The organism is Ghiorsea bivora (assembly GCF_000744415.1).
Classification (GTDB): domain Bacteria; phylum Pseudomonadota; class Zetaproteobacteria; order Mariprofundales; family Mariprofundaceae; genus Ghiorsea; species Ghiorsea bivora.
The window spans coordinates 164,706-185,702 of the sequence record NZ_JQLW01000009.1 but is presented as its reverse complement, the minus strand read 5'-3'; the positions used below and the strand labels follow the sequence as shown (position 1 = coordinate 185,702).

27 protein-coding genes, 1 tRNA gene and 1 pseudogene are annotated in these 20,997 nt (G+C 44.7%); 22 read left to right on the top strand and 7 right to left on the bottom strand.

Features of this window, described 5'->3' with window-relative positions; translation table 11 throughout:
• Positions 1–43: 43 nt before the first annotated feature.
• The 20 genes and pseudogenes from DM09_RS08130 (at position 44) to DM09_RS08045 (ending at position 15,002) form a co-directional block, all read left to right on the top strand.
• Positions 44–1,000 carry an AAA family ATPase gene (locus DM09_RS08130; RefSeq protein WP_038249697.1) on the top strand — a complete coding sequence of 319 codons (957 nt, stop codon included), beginning with the start codon at positions 44–46 and terminating at the stop codon, positions 998–1,000.
• A 22-nt stretch (positions 1,001–1,022) separates the two neighbouring features.
• Positions 1,023–1,922, top strand: a complete 900-nt coding sequence (locus DM09_RS08125; RefSeq protein ID WP_038249695.1) for a DUF58 domain-containing protein — start codon at positions 1,023–1,025, stop codon at positions 1,920–1,922.
• Positions 1,919–2,431 (top strand): DUF4381 domain-containing protein, encoded by a 513-nt coding sequence (locus DM09_RS08120; protein ID WP_051938313.1) that lies wholly within the window; start codon positions 1,919–1,921, stop codon positions 2,429–2,431. The genes DM09_RS08125 and DM09_RS08120 overlap by 4 nt, the downstream gene beginning before the upstream one ends.
• Positions 2,428–2,595, top strand: coding sequence for a hypothetical protein (locus tag DM09_RS11605; protein WP_157753670.1), 168 nt, complete (start codon positions 2,428–2,430; stop codon positions 2,593–2,595). Before DM09_RS08120 ends, DM09_RS11605 begins: the two co-directional genes overlap by 4 nt.
• Positions 2,588–3,577 carry a vWA domain-containing protein gene (locus DM09_RS08115; protein WP_038249692.1) on the top strand — a complete coding sequence of 330 codons (990 nt, stop codon included), beginning with the start codon at positions 2,588–2,590 and terminating at the stop codon, positions 3,575–3,577. The genes DM09_RS11605 and DM09_RS08115 overlap by 8 nt, the downstream gene beginning before the upstream one ends.
• Entirely contained in the window at positions 3,577–5,415 is a 1,839-nt protein-coding gene (locus DM09_RS08110) for a VWA domain-containing protein (protein ID WP_051938312.1), read from the top strand. The genes DM09_RS08115 and DM09_RS08110 overlap by 1 nt, the downstream gene beginning before the upstream one ends.
• Positions 5,409–7,094: a BatD family protein gene (locus DM09_RS08105; RefSeq protein ID WP_051938311.1), complete on the top strand. Its 1,686-nt coding sequence runs from the start codon at positions 5,409–5,411 to the stop codon at positions 7,092–7,094. The genes DM09_RS08110 and DM09_RS08105 overlap by 7 nt, the downstream gene beginning before the upstream one ends.
• Before the next feature lie 12 nt (positions 7,095–7,106).
• Positions 7,107–8,003, top strand: a complete 897-nt coding sequence (locus tag DM09_RS08100; RefSeq protein ID WP_038249691.1) for a D-hexose-6-phosphate mutarotase — start codon at positions 7,107–7,109, stop codon at positions 8,001–8,003.
• Positions 8,004–8,213: 210 nt separating this feature from the next.
• On the top strand, positions 8,214–8,471 hold the full coding sequence (locus DM09_RS08095; RefSeq protein ID WP_038249689.1) for a hypothetical protein: 258 nt from the start codon (positions 8,214–8,216) through the stop codon (positions 8,469–8,471).
• A 12-nt stretch (positions 8,472–8,483) separates the two neighbouring features.
• Positions 8,484–8,771: a hypothetical protein gene (locus tag DM09_RS08090; RefSeq protein ID WP_038249686.1), complete on the top strand. Its 288-nt coding sequence runs from the start codon at positions 8,484–8,486 to the stop codon at positions 8,769–8,771.
• On the top strand, positions 8,753–8,947 hold the full coding sequence (locus DM09_RS08085; protein ID WP_157753668.1) for a hypothetical protein: 195 nt from the start codon (positions 8,753–8,755) through the stop codon (positions 8,945–8,947). Before DM09_RS08090 ends, DM09_RS08085 begins: the two co-directional genes overlap by 19 nt.
• Before the next feature lie 16 nt (positions 8,948–8,963).
• Positions 8,964–9,146: a hypothetical protein gene (locus DM09_RS11600; protein ID WP_157753666.1), complete on the top strand. Its 183-nt coding sequence runs from the start codon at positions 8,964–8,966 to the stop codon at positions 9,144–9,146.
• Between the two features lie 413 nt (positions 9,147–9,559).
• Positions 9,560–9,817, top strand: coding sequence for a helix-turn-helix domain-containing protein (locus DM09_RS08080; protein WP_051938310.1), 258 nt, complete (start codon positions 9,560–9,562; stop codon positions 9,815–9,817).
• Positions 9,811–11,157, top strand: a complete 1,347-nt coding sequence (locus DM09_RS08075) for a type II toxin-antitoxin system HipA family toxin (protein ID WP_038249682.1) — start codon at positions 9,811–9,813, stop codon at positions 11,155–11,157. Before DM09_RS08080 ends, DM09_RS08075 begins: the two co-directional genes overlap by 7 nt.
• A 55-nt stretch (positions 11,158–11,212) precedes the next feature.
• On the top strand, positions 11,213–11,452 hold the full coding sequence (locus DM09_RS08070; RefSeq protein WP_038249680.1) for a helix-turn-helix domain-containing protein: 240 nt from the start codon (positions 11,213–11,215) through the stop codon (positions 11,450–11,452).
• A gap of 445 nt (positions 11,453–11,897) precedes the next feature.
• Positions 11,898–12,272, top strand: coding sequence for a hypothetical protein (locus DM09_RS08065; RefSeq protein ID WP_051938309.1), 375 nt, complete (start codon positions 11,898–11,900; stop codon positions 12,270–12,272).
• 136 nt (positions 12,273–12,408) lie between these two features.
• Positions 12,409–13,020 (top strand): DUF6088 family protein, encoded by a 612-nt coding sequence (locus tag DM09_RS08060; RefSeq protein WP_038249677.1) that lies wholly within the window; start codon positions 12,409–12,411, stop codon positions 13,018–13,020.
• Complete coding sequence (locus tag DM09_RS08055; protein ID WP_038249675.1) at positions 13,020–14,003, top strand: nucleotidyl transferase AbiEii/AbiGii toxin family protein; 984 nt, start codon at positions 13,020–13,022, stop codon at positions 14,001–14,003. The genes DM09_RS08060 and DM09_RS08055 overlap by 1 nt, the downstream gene beginning before the upstream one ends.
• 37 nt (positions 14,004–14,040) lie before the next feature.
• Positions 14,041–14,634: pseudogene (locus DM09_RS08050) on the top strand (type I restriction endonuclease); the annotation flags it as partial.
• A gap of 68 nt (positions 14,635–14,702) precedes the next feature.
• Positions 14,703–15,002: an IS3 family transposase gene (locus tag DM09_RS08045; RefSeq protein ID WP_038249671.1), complete on the top strand. Its 300-nt coding sequence runs from the start codon at positions 14,703–14,705 to the stop codon at positions 15,000–15,002.
• Positions 15,003–15,169: 167 nt separating this feature from the next.
• Here the strand turns inward: DM09_RS08045 and DM09_RS08040 are convergent.
• The 6 genes from DM09_RS08040 to DM09_RS08015 all read right to left on the bottom strand — a co-directional run bounded on the left by DM09_RS08040 (position 15,170) and on the right by DM09_RS08015 (position 18,920).
• A tRNA-Lys gene (locus DM09_RS08040) sits at positions 15,170–15,245 on the bottom strand.
• Positions 15,246–15,307: 62 nt separating this feature from the next.
• Positions 15,308–16,588, bottom strand: a complete 1,281-nt coding sequence (gene purD / locus DM09_RS08035; RefSeq protein ID WP_038249668.1) for a phosphoribosylamine--glycine ligase — start codon at positions 16,586–16,588, stop codon at positions 15,308–15,310.
• A 113-nt stretch (positions 16,589–16,701) separates the two neighbouring features.
• A complete protein-coding gene (smpB, locus tag DM09_RS08030; RefSeq protein ID WP_038249665.1) occupies positions 16,702–17,142 on the bottom strand; it encodes an SsrA-binding protein SmpB in 441 nt (146 codons plus the stop codon).
• A 17-nt stretch (positions 17,143–17,159) separates the two neighbouring features.
• On the bottom strand, positions 17,160–17,813 hold the full coding sequence (locus DM09_RS08025) for a site-2 protease family protein (RefSeq protein WP_038249662.1): 654 nt from the start codon (positions 17,811–17,813) through the stop codon (positions 17,160–17,162).
• A 1-nt stretch (position 17,814) separates the two neighbouring features.
• The gene (locus DM09_RS08020; RefSeq protein WP_038249659.1) at positions 17,815–18,234 is read right to left on the bottom strand and encodes an HIT family protein; all 420 of its coding nucleotides are present in this window, start codon (positions 18,232–18,234) and stop codon (positions 17,815–17,817) included.
• Complete coding sequence (locus tag DM09_RS08015; RefSeq protein ID WP_038249654.1) at positions 18,231–18,920, bottom strand: nucleotidyltransferase family protein; 690 nt, start codon at positions 18,918–18,920, stop codon at positions 18,231–18,233. The genes DM09_RS08020 and DM09_RS08015 overlap by 4 nt, the downstream gene beginning before the upstream one ends.
• Positions 18,921–19,037: 117 nt before the next feature.
• Here DM09_RS08015 and rpmB point away from each other — a divergent pair, with 117 nt between their 5' ends.
• Positions 19,038–19,229: a 50S ribosomal protein L28 gene (gene rpmB / locus DM09_RS08010; RefSeq protein ID WP_038249651.1), complete on the top strand. Its 192-nt coding sequence runs from the start codon at positions 19,038–19,040 to the stop codon at positions 19,227–19,229.
• 244 nt (positions 19,230–19,473) lie between these two features.
• Here rpmB and DM09_RS08005 read toward each other — a convergent pair whose 3' ends face one another.
• On the bottom strand, positions 19,474–20,412 hold the full coding sequence (locus DM09_RS08005; RefSeq protein WP_232507786.1) for a M23 family metallopeptidase: 939 nt from the start codon (positions 20,410–20,412) through the stop codon (positions 19,474–19,476).
• A 156-nt stretch (positions 20,413–20,568) separates the two neighbouring features.
• On the opposite strand from DM09_RS08005, the gene DM09_RS08000 reads away from it, so the two are divergent.
• Positions 20,569–20,991, top strand: a complete 423-nt coding sequence (locus DM09_RS08000) for a hypothetical protein (protein ID WP_038249644.1) — start codon at positions 20,569–20,571, stop codon at positions 20,989–20,991.
• Positions 20,992–20,997: the final 6 nt, after the last annotated feature.

Sequence of the window (20,997 nt, the reverse complement as noted above, 5' to 3'; positions counted from 1 at the left end):
CCTCGGCTTATATGATATACATAACATTATTCGTGGGGTAAGCATGGACGCAAAGCAAGTTTTTTCAGCACTGCAGGGCAGCATTGAACAACAGATTATCGGGCAATCGCATTTGACCAATCGACTGCTGATTGCTTTGCTTGCCGATGGACATTTATTGGTGGAAGGTGCACCAGGGTTAGCCAAAACGCGAGCGATTCATGTACTTTCCGAACATATTGAGGGTGATTTTCATCGGGTACAATTTACTCCTGACTTGTTGCCATCTGATTTGACTGGTGTGGAAGTCTATCGCCCACAAGATGGAAGCTTTCATTTTCAAAAAGGACCCTTATTTCACAATCTTGTGCTTGCTGATGAAATCAATCGTGCCCCTGCCAAAGTGCAAGCGGCATTGTTGGAAGCTATGGCAGAACGACAAATTACAGTGGGGCGTACGAGTTATCCATTGCCCGATTTGTTTTTGGTGATGGCAACGCAAAATCCTATCGAGCAAGAGGGAACATACCCGCTGCCAGAAGCCCAACTTGACCGTTTTTTATTGCATGTAACCATTGATTATCCAGATGCAGCATCTGAGCAAAAGATTTTGCAGTTATCTCGTGCTGAAGCCAGTGAAAAACCGAAAAAACCTGAAGTGTTGCTAAATCAAGACACCCTTTTTCAAGCGCGTAGAGAAGCATTAAACATTCATGTTGCGCCACAGCTTGAGACTTATATCGTACAATTGATGATGGCAACCCGAGCCAATCATACGCAAGTCGGTGTGGTTAAACATTTGCAATATGGTGCAAGCCCTAGGGCAACCATTGCGCTGGATAGATGTGCTAGAGCACATGCTTGGTTGGATGGGCGAGATTTTGTTGCCCCTGAAGACATTCAAAGCATGGCATTGGATGTATTGCGTCATCGCTTGTTGCTGAATTATGAAGCTGAGGCATCAGGTTTGACCACGGATGATGTAATTCATCAGTTGATTGCAGAAGTTGCTGTTCCTTAATCAAGGAATCGCCGAATAAATCATGTCTGCCACCCATATTAAATTATCTGAACTGATTGCCATGCAGCATCAAGCTGCATCATGGGCAGTGCGGCGCAAATATATTCGCGCAGCCATGAGCGGTGCGCATGTGTCTCGCTTACGTGGGCGAGGCATGGAGTTTGATGAAGTGCGTGTGTATCAGCCCGGTGATGATGTGGGTAGCATTGATTGGAAGGTGACAGCACGCAAAGGTGTGACTCATGTAAAGTTGTATCGAGAAGAGCGGGAACGCCCCGTGTTGGTGTGTTTGGACTATCGCAACAGTATGTTTTTTGCGACCCAAGGCGCATTAAAATCGGTGGTGGCAACACAGGCGGCGGCATTGTTGGCATGGCATGGTATTGGGCATGGTGACCGCTTAGGAGGGATGATTTTTTCAGGTGAGTCGCATGCTGAAATCAAACCCATGCGTGGTAAGCGAGGTGTGTTGGCATTGTTACATCAATGTAGCCAACATCCTGCTTGGCAACATAGAACACAAACGGCGATTCAAGCCGCTTTGGATGCGCTGACGCGTAAGCTGCGTTATACCAGTAAACACGGTAGTCTGATTTATATCTTGAGTGATTTTCGTGGGTTAAATAAGCAAGCCATTGCCGATTTAGTACAATTGGCAAGGCATAATGATGTGGTGCTGATTTCTGTGGTGGATCCATTGGAGCAAAGCTTTCCCAAGTCGGGTACATATCCTGTGTTTGACGGCAAACAGTATTTTCAGATTCAAGCCACACCGCAGCTTCGCCAGCAATGGCAAGCAAGTTTTGAAGCCCATCAAGCCAAGTTGGATGAATTGCAAACCCAATATGGTATCACACATATCACACTGCACACCGATGATGCTATCGCTGATACGCTTGCGCAAAGGCTGCGACTACGATGAACCAAGACCCGTTGCAGCAACTTAAAGATATTCATTTACCTGCGCCTAGCCCTTGGTGGGACTGGGCAATCGGTTGGTGGATACTGCTGGCACTTGCAGTGGCAGCGTTATGGTTTGTGATGCCCAAGTTATGGCGCAAGTGGCAAACATGGCGTAAGCAACGCATGCTCCAACATACCATACATACTGAGTACCAACGCATTTGTGATGCCTATGCAAGACATCAACAAACACAACAATTGGCGGCGGACATCAATACATTGCTACGTCGAGTGGCACTAACGGTTTTCCCCAAGCAGTCAGTTGCAGGTTTGATTGGTGAAGATTGGCTTAAATTCTTAGATCAAGTTTGGCAAGACAAAGCTACATCTTCATTTTCTGAGCAACCGTTTGCGGATATGTTGTTGCATGGCGCATATCAACCCGATGGGGTGATGAGTGAGCAGCAAGCTCAAGCTTTGTGTGACTTGGTTCAAGCATGGCTTAAGGAAGTTCTGAACAAGTCATGAACGTATATATTGTATCCAGTACACCCAAACTCTGCGTTGTGAGTTTGAGCAATAGCCTTGCTATTCCATGCAACTCACGCCTTGATTTTGTATGCCCTGAAATACAATCTACTGCATCCAGACTTATTCAGAACTTCCCTAAGGCGGTCAAACATCATGTTTGAGTTTGTATGGTGGTGGATGTTATTGCTTTTGCCCTTGCCTTGGCTGGTGCAACGATGGTTTGCGGCAAAGCAAGAAGATGAGGTGGTGCAAGCGGGTTTATTTGTACCCTTTGCCGATGACTTAAAAGCGATAAGTCAAAGCCAAACCAGCCATCATCAACATCGTAAGTATAGATTTCTTTTGTGGCTGGCATGGTTGTTTTTGCTGTTGGCAGTGGCGCGTCCGCAATGGTTGGGCGAACCTGTGGAGTTGTCACGAAGCGGTAGAGATTTGATGTTGGCGATTGATTTGTCGGGCAGTATGCAAACCCAAGATTTTGAGCTTTCGGGGCAGTCTGTGGACAGATTGACCGCCACCAAAGTCATCGCCAGCGACTTTATAACACGGCGAGAAGGCGATCGTGTGGGGCTGATTTTGTTTGGTGCCCAAGCATACTTACAAACGCCACTGACGTTTGACCGCAAAACAGTGAATCAATTTTTAAGTGAAGCAGCCATTGGTTTAGCGGGCAAAGAAACCGCGATTGGTGATGCTATTGGTCTGGCAGTCAAACGCTTGCAGCATGTAAAAAATGCATCGGATTTGGTATTGATTTTACTCACCGATGGGGTGAATACCGCAGGCGCACTCAAGCCTGAAGAAGCGGTGAAATTGGCAAAGAAAATAGACTTACGCATTTATACTATTGGCATGGGTGCAGATAGAATGGCTGTGCGCTCATTTTTTGGCACACAAATGGTGAATCCTTCTGCCGATTTGGATGAAGCCATGCTACAAAACATTGCTGATGAGACGGGTGGCAAATATTTCAGAGCCAAGGATACGCAAGGTTTGCAGCAGATTTATAGCCTCATTGATAAGTTGGAACCTGTGGCTAGGGATAGCAAAACATTCCGCCCTGTGCGTGTATTGTTGATGTATCCACTGCTCATAAGTTTTGTTTTGTTGTTGCTTATACTTGGTTTAAGGAAGTGGGGGTAATGATGGATTTTCTTCATAATTTTCATTTTTTGCGCCCTTGGATGTGGTTGTTGCTGATTCCTGCTTTGGCATTGTTGTATGCTCGCAATCAACAAGCTGGTATGGGGGCATGGCAAAAGCTGGTTGCCCCTGAGCTGTTGGCATATTTGCAGGTAGGGCAAGCTCGCGCAGCATCCAAATCAAACATTTTGGGTTTAGCCATGCTGCTTATCTTGATGGTAGGGGCATTGGCAGGGCCTGTATGGCAAAAGCTGCCACAGCCGATTTACAGCCAAGACTCTGCCTTGGTGGTGCTGTTGGACTTATCCGCATCCATGAACGCACAAGACATCAAACCCGACCGCTTAACCCGCGCCAAACAAAAGCTGACCGACCTTTTGCATCAGCGCAAAGAAGGGCAAACGGCATTGGTGGTGTTTGCAGGTTCAGCCTTTGTGGTAACACCACTCACCGATGATAACGCAACGATTTTATCCCAGCTTCAAGGTTTGACCACGGATATTATGCCTGTGCAAGGTGGCGATATAGATGCAGGGCTTGTCAAAGCCAAGCAGATGTTTGTGCAAGCATCCATGCAGCGTGGCAATATTTTGCTGCTTACTGACTCGGATATTTATTCTGAGTCTATGGTTAAGCAAGTCACGCAAGCAGGGTTTCATATCCATGTGATTGGCGTAGGCACACTCGATGGCGCACCCATTCCGCAAGCTGGCGGGGGCTTTATCAGCGATGCTTCGGGGCGCATGGTGATTGCCAAGTTGGATGAACAACGCTTGCAACATTTGGCATTGCTTGGACAGGGTGCATACCATCGCTTAAGCATTGATGATTCGGATATCACCATGTTGACACAACCTTCTGTGCAAGAGCGCCTTCAAGCCAGCAAACCACAAACGGATGCCAGGTTTGATGTTTGGCAAGAAGAAGGGCATTGGTTATTGCTCTTGGTGATACCTTTGTTGGTATTGATGTTTCGCCGTGGTGCGCTGTTGATGCTGTGTTTTATGCTTTGGCAGCCTGCTCCGTCAGATGCTGGTGTGTGGCAAGATTTATGGCAAACACCTGACCAACAAGCGCAAGCTTTGATGCAGCAAAAGGATTATGCCAAAGCGTATCAAACCTTTGAAAATCCAGCATGGAAAGCTGCGGCTGCATACCGTAATCAGGATTACCAAGCGGCAGTTGCTGCATTTAAGCAAATGAAACAGCCACAAGCCGATGATTGGTATAATTATGGCAATGCCTTGGCGCGCGTGGGTAAGTTGGATGAAGCCATTGCCGCATATCAACAAACCTTAAAACTTAACCCCAATCATGCCGATGCCCAAGCCAATAAAACACTGGTTGAGAAACTGAAAGAACAACAAGAACAGCAGCAAGATAAGGACGAAGATAAGAAACAAGACAGCGAAAAACAGGGTGACTCAAAGCAAGGTGATGGTGGTCAATCTCAGAAGAAGCAACAAGAACAAAAGGATAAAAGTCAGCAAGGCAAGACTGAGGAACAACAACAAGCACAGCAAGGTCAGCAGGGAAAACAGGGGCAAGACCAACAACAAGCACAGCAGCAGTCTAGTAATAGCAAGAACAACCAAGACAAAGAAGGTAAACCAACCAAGGCTGCACAGATGAATCAAGACCAAGGTGATGCCAAAGAAAAAGATAAGCAGGCGCAAGCCTTAGTATCGGATGAGCAGCCTAAAAGTGAGGCGCAGCAGGCATTTGAGCAAACCTTGCGTCGTGTGCCCGATGACCCGTCAGGGTTGCTGCGGCGTAAATTCTTATATCAATATCAGCGGCAAGCAGGACAAGTGCCGCAGCGAGGTCAGGCATGGTAAAATGGTATGTGAGTTTGATGTTGGCGTTGTTTGCTGCTGTGCAAACGGCATCTGCCGAGGTGAGCGCAGAGCTGAATCAATATATTGTGCCTTATGGTGAGTCGGTGCAGTTGACCATTACAGTCGTGGGCGATGCCGGTGGTGAGCCAGATATAACGCCCTTAAAACAAGACTTTGATATTTTGGGGCAAAGCCAGAGCAGCAATTACAGCTTTATCAATGGCAGCATGAAGAGCAGTAAAACATGGACGTATGGTTTGATGCCTAAGCGAGAGGGCATGGTGCAAGTGCCTGGGATTCAAGTGGGTCAAGCCAAAACGCATGCCCTGATGTTGAAGGTGATAAGCGCGCAAAGCCAACCCAAGTCAGCGCGTAAAATTTGGTTGGAATCCTCTTTGTCCGACCACGATATATGGGTGCAAGCGCAAACGGTGTTAACCATTAAATTGATACGGGCTGTGAACTTGTCGCAAGCGGATTTGAGTGAGCCTGATATTCCTGATGCTATTGTGCAGCGCATGGGGGATGACCACAATTATGAAGCTGTGGTGGATGGGCGAAGGGTGATTATCAATGAGCGAAAATATGCCGTTTTTCCACAAAAAGCAGGCGATATCACCATTCCTGCGGTGCAGATGGATGGGGTGATAAGCAATGGTCGAAGTATGTTTAGTCAAGGGCGTTCGATTCGTTTGCGTAGTGAGCCGCTGACCCTGCACGTGCAACCCAAACCCAATACATGGAAGGGTGGGCTGTGGCTGCCTGCCAAATCGCTGGCCCTACAAGAGCAATGGCTGGATGATCCTGTACCCACTTATCGGGTGGGTGAGCCATTTACGCGGGTGATTGAATTGCAGGCAGAAGGTTTGACGGCAGCGCAGTTGCCAAGCTTGTTGCAAGATAAATCGGTGCAAGGGTTTAAGCTTTACCCCGATAAACCAGAGTTGGATATGCAGGTGAAAGATGGGAATATATTGGGTATTCGTCGTGAAAAAGTTGCCATGATGCCAACCCAAGCAGGTAAACTATGGCTGCCAGAAATTCGGGTGGCATGGTGGAACACCCAAACCCAGAGTATTCAACATGTCATCATTGCAGGGCGTGAGATAGAGGTATTACCTGCGGTGGGGCAACAAGGGAAAGGCGTAGCAGCGCAACCACCTGCTGCGACACCAGCACAAAATAATGTGCCTGAAACTTCGGTGGAAGAAGTGCCACAGCAAGTTCAAGCCCAGCCATCAAGCTTTTGGCAATGGGTTGCTTGGGGGTTGGCGGGATTATGGCTTGTCACGTTAGGCTTGTGGTGGGCATCAACACGCAAACGAGCTGCAAGCAAACAGCAAGTCAGTGAGCCAGATGTTTCCATTAAACTTTCCAGTGTAGAAAAAGCACTCAAACAAGCATGTCAGGGTGATGATGCGAAACAAGCAATGAAGCTGTTGCCAGCATGGGGTGCTGCATACTTTAAGGATGAGAACATCCAATATTTGGCGAAACTCAAGGGGCAGTCGCAAGCCTTGGATGCTGCTATTGCAGACTTGGAAAGACACTTGTATGCCGCATCAGCATCGAGTGTATGGTCTGGGCAACAACTATGGGATGCGATTGCATCATTGTTGCATGGTGAGGCAAAAAACAATAAGCAGAAGCATAGCCTTCCTGACTTATATCCCAGTTAATCAGGAGACATGATGCCGCAATCTTTGCAAGCTTTACAACAGTGTATCAGCGATAAATATACTCAGGTTCGAGTGTCTGAATATGGTCTAAATATCTTGGACATCAATACAAAGCTTTGCTCGGCAAGCATGGCATTGCAAGGCGCACACGTGATGACGTGGCAGCCCAAAGGTGAAGCGCCTGTTTTGTGGTTATCGCCTGATGCCAAGCTGGAGAAGGGTAAGTCCATTCGTGGCGGTATTCCGATTTGTTGGCCGTGGTTTGGCGACCATGAAACAGAATCTACATACGCAGCCCATGGTTTTGCGCGCACCGCAGACTGGGAGCTGATAAGCACGGCTGAATTATCAGGTGGTGAGATAGAAGTGGTGATGCATTTATCCGACACACGAACACCACAATGGGCTTACGATACACCAGCGGAAATCAAGGTGGTTTTTGGTCATCGCTTAACGATAACTTTAACCACAACCAATCAAAGCAAATCATCGATTCAACTTAGCGAAGCCCTGCACACGTATTTTCAAATACAAGACGTGCGAGACATTGAAATTCACGGCTTGGATGGCTGTGAATGCTTGGATAAATTACAAGCTTATCAGCGTCAAACTCAGCAAGGTACGGTTCAATTTAGCGGAGAAGTGGACAGGATTTATATCCATCAAACGCAAGATATTATGATTCAGGATAAAGCCTTGCAGCGAAGCATTCGCATTACCAAGCAAGGCAGCCAATCCAGCATTGTATGGAATCCTTGGTTAGACAAATGCAAAGCCATGGGTGATTTGGGCGGCGACAACGCATTCCTCAATATGGTATGTGTGGAAAGTGGCAATGCAGCAGAGAATACAGTTGCGCTTGAAGCAGGTGAGGCACACCGAGTATCTGTGACTTACAGTATCGCCTAAAAAATATCTGTGATTGCCGCCTAACGCTAGGGCAATCGCATTAACACAATCTGGAAGCGCGACTTTAGTCGCGCAAGCATTGCCTCGGGCGCGACTAAAGTCACACTTCCAATGACTGCAATGGTATCGTAATGCAAATGCCCTATGCCTAACCCCTTGATTTATTGACACCTATCTTTGGCAAAGCCTATAGTATGGAAGTGCTTCGATATGACAGCCGAGTTGAAGAACTGGGTATTTGAATGGATTGGCAGGTCATCGCGTTCAATGGGCGAGAATGATTCACAGTCTAAGCATATCATGGGTGCCGTGGGTGCTGCGACACGTTCTGCTGAAAGTTCGGCAGGTGCAGGTGCTAGGGGTAGTGCGGATCCGAATAAGGGTAATAAGAGTGGGAAAGACCCTACGCCAAAGGGTGGCGGTCAGGATCAGGGTATTAGCGCACAAGTTAAACAGGTGCATAAGTAAAAGGAGATTGGTATGAGTCATTTTCAACTGGGCATGGATATTGGTGACGCACACGCTAGGCGGAAGCAACGAAACTATGATAATAATGAGATTGATAAGGCAAACGCTGTTATTGAGAGGTGTGCAGTTAGGCTTGAAAAATCCGAACCCCTAGCAGAAGACTATAAAGCATGGTTAGAAAGCAAGAAGTCAGACGGCCCTGATCAGTTTTTTTCGAAATCTACGCTGAAATGCGTCCAGACTTGCGCGATGCCTCAAAGACTAGCCTTGAGCAAAAGCGGGTGTTTAACTTACACTTGATTGCATGGGCTGAATGGTGGGTTGAGTCTGTACGAGGCTCTGACTTGGTTGCCAAAGAGAAGGCACCTAAGCTTAGGGGTTTATCTGAAATGATGAATGACCCTAACTTTAATGCACCAGCGGCATCCAAGGCGTTGGCAGACATTGCAAAGGCTTTAGTTATCAGAAGGGCTTAGTGACCCGCGTAAGTGGGTGAAGAGGCGCGTTGATGGCATGTGGTCAGATGCGGAATGGCAGAAGAATAACCCTGCCGTGCCTGTGATGGCATCCCTTCGTCCGCATATGCCTGCGATGGAAAAGCGTATTAAAGACGGTGATTTTGAGAATCCATTAGATTTTAACCTTTATGGCATTAAAGATATGATGATGGAGTGATGGGTGTATATCCTTGGCTAGTTTGAAAGGGTGTCTTTTTTAACAAGCCGTTTACTTAACGTGTTGAAACTGACTGTGTATAACTAATAAGTCTAAAATGATTTCAAATACTTACACTCATTTTAGACTTGGGGAAATATTTAGTTCCAAGCTTCTTTGAGCTAAGTGACTGTTTTCATTATGGGTAATTACATACAAGGTATGCTTTTCAACTCAACAAGTAAACGGCTTGCTTTTTTAAGGCACCTTTTTTGTTTCAAGAGATTGAGGGGTCGTGAGACTGAGAGGTCGGGTCTTGCTTTGCGCATTTAGCATTGTTTAGACTAAATATATTCTATTTGCATATAAGACCTTTTAAGGTCTATATTTACTTTAGACCTTAATCGTTCTAAGGTTTGTCTTGAGGTGAAGATATGGCATACAAAATTTCTACAGCAACCCAGCTCTCCGATATACTTAAGAGCAAGCGAAAAAGCCTTGGCTTGACCCAAGAAAAAATGGGCAAAAAGCTTGGTGTATCTCAGCGAGTATATGCTAGAAATGAGGCGCACCCTGAGAAAGTGAATTTTGGGCGTATTGTGGATATTCTTGCTGAATTGGATATGGACTTGATTGTGCGTGAGCGTCATACAGACGGTGATGACATCGCAACCGATACAGAATCATGGTAATACAACGCAAAACGCAAAACCGACAAGCCTTGAATGTATGGATGAATGGTGTGTTGGTGGGCACTTGGCTGGTTTCCAAAAACAAACCACAGCAATTTCAATATGCAGAATCATGGCTGACCCATCCATCTCGGCGGGTGTTATCTTTATCTATGCCCTTTAAACCTGGTAACTCAGCTTTCACGGGTGATGTGGTTGAACATTATTTTGATAATTTATTGCCAGACAGCGAAGCCATTCGTCAAAGGATTCAACAGAAGTTTACGACCAAAGATAGGTCTCCTTTTGCACTGCTTGCAGAGATTGGGCGTGATTGTGTGGGAGCCATCCAACTGCTTCCAGCGGGTGAAGAGCCTACAGGCTGGAATCGTATCCAAGTGACCCCGCTTTCTGAAAAGGAAGTTGAAAAGCAGCTTCATGCCGTTGTTCATAAGCCTATGGGTTCTGACAGCCATGATGATTTTCGTATTTCTATTGCGGGTGCTCAAGAAAAAACGGCGCTGACTTGGCATAACAATCAATGGTGCTTGCCTTTGGGGGCGACCCCCACAACACATATATTTAAGCTACCACTTGGTTTGGTGGGCAATATGCGTGCGGATATGAGCACATCCGTTGAAAATGAATGGCTATGCTCAAAAATTATGAATGCTTATGATATACCTATTGCCTCATCTGAGATAGCTCAATTTGGTGATAGCAAAGTATTGGTGGTGGAACGCTTTGATCGCAAGCTTGCTGGGGATGGTCAATACTGGTTACGCTTGCCGCAAGAGGATATGTGTCAGGCATTAGGGAAACCACCATCGCTGAAGTATGAGGCAGACGGTGGTCCTGGTATGGTTGATATACTGAAGCTGTTGCGCGGCTCGTGGTTGTCCAAGCAAGACAGGGTTCATTTCTTTAAAGCACAGGTTCTTTTCTGGATGCTTGCGGCAACGGATGGTCATGCCAAAAACTTTAGCTTTTTTCATGAGAAGGATGGGATGTATCGCATGACACCCATTTACGATGTGTTGTCGGCTTGGCCAATCATGGGCGAAGGCTCTGGTCGCTTGAGTTGGCATGATGCAAAGTTGGCCATGGCGTTTCGCACTAAAAACAAGCATTACAAACTGAAAGATGTTTCACCGAGACATTTTTTTGATGTTGCAGATAAAGTTGGCTTGGGTGATGAAGTGGGTGAAATGATTGACGAGATTTTAGTGACAACGCCTAAGGTGTTGGCAGGTGTGGAAGCAATGTTGCCAGTAAGTTTTCCGCAACCAGTAGCAGAGTCCATATTCAAAGGTTTAGCAGAATCAGCAGACAATATTCGGGCGTATATGACAGTACGTTAAACGTGTTTATTTTCCTTGGGATATTCCCAAACGGTAATGAATTTATTGCTTATCCATGGTTTCATGCTTAGAGCTACCGTACGGGAATATTCAAACAACTGAGAAGTTGGGTGGTTTGGTGCGTGCGTGCCGAAAAGAGCAGCAAGTAATGCAAGCTGAACTTGCAGCACTTAGCAGCGTGAGTATGCGCTTTATTTCTGATTTAGAGAATGGAAAACAAGCCATAGAACTGGGTAAAACACTACACGTACTTCAATGTTTAGGCTTGGATACTGCTGTTACCCCTCACAACTAGGAAAAGAAACACCAAGCAAGCACACTAACCACCAAAGATAAGCAGCCATGAGTATGTCATTGCAGGTATATTTGATGGAAACACATGTGTGTTTTACGCTTGAATCAAAAGAACCCTTTTTCCTGAATAATTCATTTCTTTGATTTTTTTGCATCTTTAGTTTACAGATACTATCTGTGGTCGGCGAAATATGCCGATAATAGAGTTATATGCAAACTAAGGATGTCAATCAGCATATCGAATTTTTGAACGTAAAGAGTCATCACTTGTAAGCTTTAGCCCTTCTTCATGGCTATACTCCCCAATCAATGTTGAGTATATCTATGGTGATAGCACTTCAGGTGAGCTACTTTCAGTCAGTAACCATTGGGAGGATGAAAGCCTATCCAACTACCTAAGTAGTATTCAAGCCCCCATACAATCATGGGAAACACTTGAGAAAAGGATGCAGCAAGAATGCAAACACCTTACTTTCACAGGGGATGCATTTAGTCCATTGCAGCCTCAGCCTTTTGTGTCGGGAGCATGTACTAGGATTGTAGTTCTTCTAAAAGTTCTGGACGAATATGCCCAATGTTTTGATAAGGCAGGTAAAAGAACGAATAAGGGTGATAAAGCGTGTTTTTCAGACTCATCATCTGATGAAAAAGTAAAGTTCAAGAATGAGTTGTCCTTCACTTTACCCAATGGAAGTAAAGAGCTTTGTCCTTTGCATGGTAAAGTTAAAATACCTCAATTAAGAATTCATTTTGCTTGGCCAGAGCAAAAAGGTGCAAATATTAATATTGTGTATATTGGTCCGAAGATTACCAAAAGATAATATGAGAGAGCTGCCAGGTCAGGTATTGCTTTTCGCATTGATGTGAATGTTTGGGCTGGCATTTTCTCTTAAATTCTTGCTTTATAAATTCAGAAGAAGTACCTTATTTTTCTGAAAAAATATTTTGGTGATAATCATGCAAAGCATTGAAGATAAAATAGTTTCAAGAATATATGGTCGCGGAAGGGGTTGGTCATTTAGCCCGAATGATTTCGCGGGTGACTTCTCACGCACAAATATTGATAAAGCACTTTCAAAGCTTACGAAGCAAGGAACAATCCGCCGCATTTATCGTGGGATTTATGATTACCCTAAATACAGCGAACTACTCAAACAAAACCTTAGCCCTGATTATGATCAGGTAGCCCAAGCATTTGCACGTAAGTTTAACTGGCGCATTCAACCTACAGGTGATGCGGCTTTAAACTTATTAGGGCTTTCCACGCAGGTTCCCGGTCGTGCTATATATTTATCGGATGGACCTAGCCGTAGTTATGCAATTTTAGATACATTTACCTTAGAGTTTAAAAAGTCAGCTTTGAAAGAAATCGGTTTTAAAACCCGTGAAAGTGGGTTGGTTGTGCAAGCATTGAAAGCTTTGGGTAAGGAGCGTATTGATGAGCATGTTATCACTACTTTAAAAGAGCGTCTTGATGCCAAGGTGCGTAAGAAGGTGCTTAAAGAGACGGTCACTGCAACAGGCTGGATTTACGATGCTATCAAACGCATCTGCAAGGAAGGAAGCTGATGGATAAGGTTGCCCTGCTTTCGCTTGAAGAGCGTAAAGAGCTGTTTTCTGAAACGGCTGCTCAGAAGAATATGTCGGCTGCTGTAGTTGAGAAAGATTTCTGGGTGTGTTGGTCGCTTTCTAAAATATTTGCACATGATGAGCTTGCAAAGCAATTGATGTTTAAGGGTGGCACGAGTTTATCCAAAGTGTTTCACTTGATTGAACGCTTTTCTGAAGATATTGATTTGATTCTTGATTGGCGAATTGTATCGGGTGAAGACCCCAATGATGAACGCTCAAAATCTAAGCAGGACAAGTTTAATAAAGCCACCAACAAAAATACTCAGGTTTATATTGCAGGTGATTTGTTAACAATGGTGAGGAGTGTAATTTCACCAGTATGCTCATGTGTTATCGCTGAGGATGATTCGCATGTCATCAATATTCAATACCCTGCCGCATTTTCTGATGAATATCTTAGACCTGAAATAAGGTTAGAAATTGGGCCATTGGCATCTTGGTTTCCATCGGATAAATATACGATTCAACCCTATGCAGCAGAAGTATTTCCTGATGTGTTTGACCACGCAGGTTGCCAAGTTAAAGCAATCAAAGCTGAGCGCACTTTTTGGGAGAAAGTGACGATACTTCATCAAGAAGCACATAGACCTAAAGGTAAGGTTCAGCCTGCGCGTTATTCACGGCATTATTATGATTTGGCAATGATGGCGAACTCTGATGTGAAAGATGAAGCCTTAGCCTCAATGGAGCAGCTTGCAAATGTGGTTGCTTTCAAAATGCGTTTTTATCCCAGTGGTTGGTCGCACTATGAAACTGCTGTGCCTGGTACTTTAAAGCTGATTCCTACTGAGCATGTGCTAAAAACATTGAAAAGTGATTATATTGGCATGCAAAACATGTTCTTTGGTGCTTACCCTCCATTTGATGAGATGATACAAACATTGAAAGGTTTGGAAGATGAAATCAATAATATGTCGTGAAGGGTTGGCTTGTGTTTGAGGAAGGGGAGTAGGTATTATGGGCAAGGCGAACGAATTAACATTTCAGAATGATATGATTAGGCAATTGGTGGCGAATGGTTGGCTGCTCGGCAAGCCTGAAAACTATAATCGTGAGCTTGCCTTGTATGAGGAAGACTTGCTTGGTTTTGTGCAAGATACGCAAGCAGAGCAATGGAAGAAATACTGTAAGCTTTACCCCAATAATCCTGAACAAAAATTCGTAGGACGTGTTGCCCAACAACTGGATAAAGCTGACCCCAATGCAGCCCATAAAGAAATACGAACCTTTGGCACGCTTGGCGTACTTCGCCACCCCATCAAAGATAGAGGCACGCGCTTTAACCTTTGCCAGTTCAAACCTGAACATGATTTAAACCCTGATACTTTAGCGCGATATGAGAAAAACCGATTAAGAGTTGTGCCAGAGCTTGTATATTCACCTTGGGCAACGGATGAATACGAGGCTGAAACGGGTGCAAGAGCTAAGAAATGACGCATTGATTTGGTGTTGTTTGTGAATGGCTTGCCCGTTGCCACTTTAGAGCTTAAATCTGAATTTAAACAAGCAGTGCAAAACGCCATTAACCAGTATAAAACAACGCGACCACCCATTGTGTAGTGGTCTAGTGATTGTATAGGATTAGAAAAGGGTAATAATCCAAACTTAGGAGATTACCCATGAGTCAGAGGAAACGAACGACATATACGCAGGAATTCAAGCGAGAAGCAGTTGATTTAATACTTGAGCAAGGCTATTCGATAGCCGAAGCCTCTCGCAACCTTGGTATTAACTACAACATGTTGAGTCGCTGGAAGATTGAACGGGAAAAGAACGGAGAACATGCCTTTCCCAGCAAAGGTCATATGACACCCGAACAAGCTGAACTTGCTCGATTAAAAGCAGATAACAAACGCTTACGTATGGAGCGTGACATCCTAAAAAAAGCCACGGCCTTCTTTGCCAAGGAAATGAAGTGAAGTACTGCTGTGGTTAGAGAAAGTTAAGTGAGGCACTCTTAGGAGTGTCTTTTTTTGTGGCAATTAAATTACGAGTTATAAGCTGATGAAGTTATGCGCGTTGGCACAGATATGACACATATGGAAGCATAAAAAAAGGGGCTACTTTCGTAACCCCTTGTTTTATATGGTGCGCCCACTTGGACTCGAACCAAGGGCCCACGGATTAAAAGTCCGCTACTCTACCAACTGAGCTATAGGCGCATTGTCTTTCAACGCGGCGAAGTATGGTGTTCAAATTCGCGCTGTCAAACATAAAAATTCGACTAGGAGTTTTGCTCTCTTTTAATGGCGCGATAACCAATATCTTTGCGGTAGAAACCACCTTGCCAGTCAAGGTTTTCTAAGGCTTTGTAGACTGTTTGTTGGGCTTCTTGCACGGTGTTGCCTAAAGCTGTTACGCCAAGCACACGACCACCACTATTGATGATAGAACCATTTTGTTCGGCAGTGCCTGCATGGAACACGGTTGTGCCTGCGGTTTCAACGGCATCAAGCCCGCCGATAACTTGTCCTGTTTCGAAGTTTGCGGGGTAGCCGTCTGAGGAGACAACGACGCACAATGCTTTTTTATCGTCCCATTCAAGCTTCACACCGCCTAAACGTGATTCCGCAGCAGCAAGCAAGACTTCACCCAAATCAGATTTAAGGCGGCTCATCAATGGCTGACATTCAGGGTCACCAAAACGCACGTTAAACTCTAAGGTTTTGATGCCTTTGTCCGTTAACATCACACCAGCATACAAAGTTCCGATAAAATTGGCACCGCGTGTTTTAAGGGCGGCAATAATGGGTTTGGCAATGGTGTTTAATACTTCTTGCTCGACTTCGCTTGTGACGCACGGTGCAGGGCTGTATGCGCCCATGCCGCCTGTGTTAGGGCCTTGGTCGCCATCCAATAAGGCTTTGTGGTCTTGGGATGATGCCAAGGGTAAAATCGTATCACCTGACACGATGAATAAACATGAGGCTTCTTCACCCTCTAAAAATTCTTCAATCACTACTTGCGAACCCGCATCACCAAAGCTGTTGCCAGACAGCATATCATTGCTTGCTTCAATGGCTTCTTCTTCGGTTTGGGCGATAATCACACCTTTACCCGCTGCCAAACCCGATGCTTTAATCACAATAGGTGCGCCGATTTTACGAATGTAAGCGGCAGCTTGCTCAGGGTCGGTATGGGTTTCAAAAAATGCGGTGGGAACACCCGCTTCATCCATCAAAGCTTTGGAGAATGACTTACTGCCTTCCAACTCTGCGGCAGCTTGGTCGGGACCATATACAGCAAAACCTTCAGCACGAAGTTTATCAGCCAAACCTAAAACCAAAGGCACTTCAGGGCCAACAACAATAAGTTTTGGTTTTTCTTCACGGGCAAGTTTCATCAAACCATCAATATCTTCTGCACCAATATTGATACAACGTGCTTCACGTTTGATGCCTGGGTTTCCTGGCGCACAAATCACTTCGCTCACAGATTCAGAACGATTGAGTTTCCAACACAATGCGTGTTCGCGTCCGCCGCCGCCAATGACCAATACTTTCATATCTCTTGCTCCTAGATTTAAACCATAGCTACGTCGAATGTACTCATTTACGAGCAGAAAACGCCGCGCTTTCTTCTTGCTCTAGTTTAAATCTAGGGCAAGAGGAGGTTTGTTTACATTTTATATTTGCGTTGCAAGTCGCGTTTGACATCGCGCTCTTTGCTGTCTTGCCGCTTGTCATACAATTTTTTACCGCGTGCTAATCCAATTTCAATTTTGGCATAACCACGTTCATTAAAATAGATTTTGAGGGGAACCAATGTCAGCCCTTTCTCTTTTAATTTACCAATGAGTTTTTCAATTTCTTTTTTGCGCAGTAAAAGTTCTTTGGTGCGCGCAGGGTCAACGGGATTGTTGCGCGATGCAGGTTTGTAAGGGCTGATATGACAACCAATTAACAACAGTTTGTCATTGCGAATCACGCAATGGGCTTCCTTGAGGTTGGCCTGCCCAGCGCGTATGGATTTCACTTCAGGACCAGTTAAAATCATGCCTGCTTCGTAGGTTTCAAGGATGTGGTATTCGTGCCGTGCACGTTTGTTCAAAATTGCCATGAGACGAATGGTATGAATTAAAGGGCTAAAGTCACCAAAGCTTTACTTAAACCGAAAATGATTGGTCCAAGCACGGTCTGAAATACGCCCAACATCAATAAACCAATGATGATAAAAAAGCCATACGGCTCAAGGCGGGAAAGTTGATATGCCCAAGGACCTGGTAGTAAGCCTACGGCAACACGCCCGCCATCTAAGGGTGGTAGAGGAATGAGGTTAAAGATAAACAATACAACGTTGATAAGGATGCTTGCCTGACACATCATCGCCAAAGGCTCAGAAAACCAACGAGAACCATCAGGCATGTGAAATGCAATCCAAAGTATAAGCGTGGATATGAGCGCAAGTGCAAGGTTGGTGAGTGGTCCTGCAAGGGCAACCCATACCATGTCGCGTTTAGGGTTGCGCAACTTATTGAAGTTGATGGGTACAGGTTTAGCGTAACCAAACAAGAAAGGTGCGCCCACAATCAATAAGGCAACGGGGATAAGTATGGTGCCAATGGGATCGATATGGCTGATAGGGTTGAGTGTTAACCTACCCATCCAACGCGCGGTATCATCGCCAAGTTTGTTTGCAACCCAACCGTGGGCGTATTCATGCAAAACAATCGCCAGTAATACGGGCAAAGCCCAAATGCTGATGTTGTGTAAAATTGCGGCAATATCCATGTTATTTTTTAACCTCTTTTAGTGTGGGTAAATGGGCTTTGATGTGTTGAATGACAATATCATGCTCATCATCACGATAAGCAATAGTGGGGTGCACACCCCAAACAGGCTTGGGCCAAGCGATATCATTTTTATAGCGTGCTATATGATGAATATGCAATTGGGGAACCATATTACCAAGGGCTGCAATGTTGATTTTATCTGCTTGAAATGCTTGTTCAATAGCGGTGGCAAGTAAGGAAGATTCTATGATGAGTTGTTGCTGCTCATGGGGTGGCAAGTGATGAATCTCGGAAATATTCTCACGTTGCGGCACCAAGATAAACCAAGGGTATTGGCTATCATTGATAAGCAATAATAAACACAAATCAAATTGCCCGAGTATGAAACAATCTTGTTTAAGTTGGGGGTGTAATATCATAATGCCTCTTGGCTATAATAGAAATGGGCTTGGATGAGGTCGCGTGGTCGACCAATATCAAACCAGTGTCCACGATGAACCATGCCTGTGCAATGTTGTTTTTCAATTTGCTCACGCATGGGCTCAAGCAGTGAGAATTTGGTCTGACTTGGGTATGTTAACAAAGCTTCATCACGCCAAACGGATACACCTGAAAAGGTATAAGGCGTAGGTTGCGCTGTTGAAACCAAACCGTTTTGCAATGAAAAGTCACCTTGGGTATTGTGTTTTGGGTTGGGCACAAGTGCCAAGGCACAGCCTTGTGCAGGGCAGGTTTGTTCGAGGTCTTGTATGTTTGTATGTGCCATAATATCAGTATTGTGAATCAAAACTGTTTCACCAGAGGGTAATAAATCAAGTGCGGTGCGTGCGCCACCACCTGAATCGAGGAGTTGCTCTTCATATGAATAATATATATTGGCATTAAACTTTGCGCCATGACCGATGTACTCTTGAATTTGCCTTGCATGGTGGTGTACATTAATGGCGATGTCGTGGATGCCATTGCTGACCAAATGGCGAATAACACGAGCAATGGCAGGTTCACCTGCGATAAGCATTAAGGCTTTGGGCTTATGTTGGGTAAAGGTTTTCAAACGTGTACCTTTACCTGCAGCAAGTATGATGGCGCGTTGTATTCCAAACATGGCGATATATTGCCGTTTGTAGTGCTGTGCGTCTATGATATCTAGCGAATAAAATTTAGTGCTTGTAATCTTGCAAAGCCTGATTAAAGTGCGGCTCGGTTTTACTGGAGGTTTATCATGGCAAAGCGTTGTGAAATTTGTGATAAAGGCCCTATGAGTGGCAATAATGTGAGTCATGCTCATAATACGACACGTCGTCGTTTTCTACCAAACTTGCATAATGTTCGTGCAGTTGTTGGTAGCAATACGAAGAAAATTCGTGTATGTTCAAGCTGCTTACGTTCAGGTAAAGTTGTAAAAGCAGCATAACCCGCACTTTAAGTTTAAGTCCTATTTAAGAAAGGTGCCAGTTGAAAAGCTGGCACCTTTTTTTATGTGTATTTGTTTTTAGTTTCAGTTTTTTTATGACTAGTTTGGTTGATGTTGTGTCTCCACAACTTAGAGGTATCACTTACGTTGTGTGTTTACGTAATAAAGTGCTTATTTGGTTTGATAAGCAGGAATTTCATACGTTTTGTAGTGTTTTGATCCGCGATCGAATATAAGGATTTTTTTAACTTCTAGGGATGAACTTTTCAGGGTTTAATGCTTGGCTATTGCGGCGTACTTCATAGTGAAGGTGTGGTCCTGTAGAACGCCCAGATGAACCAACACGACCTACCATTTGCCCAGCTTCGACAACATCACCCACAGTAATGGTGATGGCTGACATGTGTCCGTAACGGGTGCGGAAACCATAACCATGTTCAATTTCTACGAGGTAACCATAACCTTTCATCTTGCCTGCATAGACAACAATGCCGCGGCTACCCGCCAATACAGGTGCGCCTAAGCGGTTGGCAATATCAATACCACGGTGCATAGCTTTTTTTCCAGTGAATGGATCCGTACGAATTCCAAAATATGAACTTAACCAGCCACCTTCACTTGGCCATGTGTGTGGGCGCGCATTTTTTTCGTCAATATTATCTTGAAGTATATAATCCACTGCCATGAGTTGTGTGTTGAGCGATGATATTTGTGCATCAATATATTTCACTTGGTCAAACAGTTGGATGTCTGCTGTATGATTTTCATCGGGTATGCGTGGCCCTCCAAAAGCTGGTTGCACATCAAAGTTAAACTCAGATTTTGCCAGTGCTGGGGTTGCTTCAACCAAGCGTTTGCCTAAGGAGTCCAGCCGCGATAGGCGGGCTTGCATTTGCCCTAAAGAGCGCGCGTACACTGACATTTTGTCTTCTTCTTCTTTTAATTGTGTTTCAAAGTCGGACTTTAATTGGGCAAACCGTTGCCGTTCTTTTTGTATGGTTGTTTGTGATAATATGAGATTATCGCGAAGTTTGTAGTTCGAAAAAATACCGTAAATGCCTAGAAAACCGAAAGAAAGCAATAGGAGAGCTGACAAGATTACAAGGCGTAACCTCATCTTGCTTAAACGGTATGTTTTGGTTTGCCCAGTATCAGGCACCAACATGATTGAAAAATGGCTCACAAACACAGTCTCCTATTGGTAAATGTTAGCAGGATTGCGGTTACTAATAAAGACACCTTAGTTCGTCAAGTTTGGCTGTGGCAGAATGCCGCATTTAAAGGCTTATGTATATTGGGTTTGACATGAGGTGAGGTGAGGCATCATGCTTGGCTTTCTATGAGTAAACTATCATCAACACCTACCTATTATATTCGGCGTTCTGCATTCCAATCCATATTGCATCAAGCTTTGACGCAGCAAGAAGGGCAAGCTTTTTTTGGGTTGCTTGGAAGTATAACGGAGCAAACGAACACACTTGATAAAGTGATGGGTTTAACATCAATACAACAAGTGGAAACTGCGCTACAACAGTGGCAAAGCGATGGTATTGTCTGCGTGGGTGTGTTTCTGATGCAGGGCGCGGTATTATGTGATACGATATATAAACATATGCCAAATCCATATGTGCACCTTTCCGTAAAATTGGATGAAAAGGGTAGGTTAGATCTTTTGGCAGACTTGTGTGATCAGACGAAACATAAACAAAGTGTTTTGCCGCTAAGTTTGATTGAAGATGGACAGCAAGTCAGCTATGCATAGGTTCGC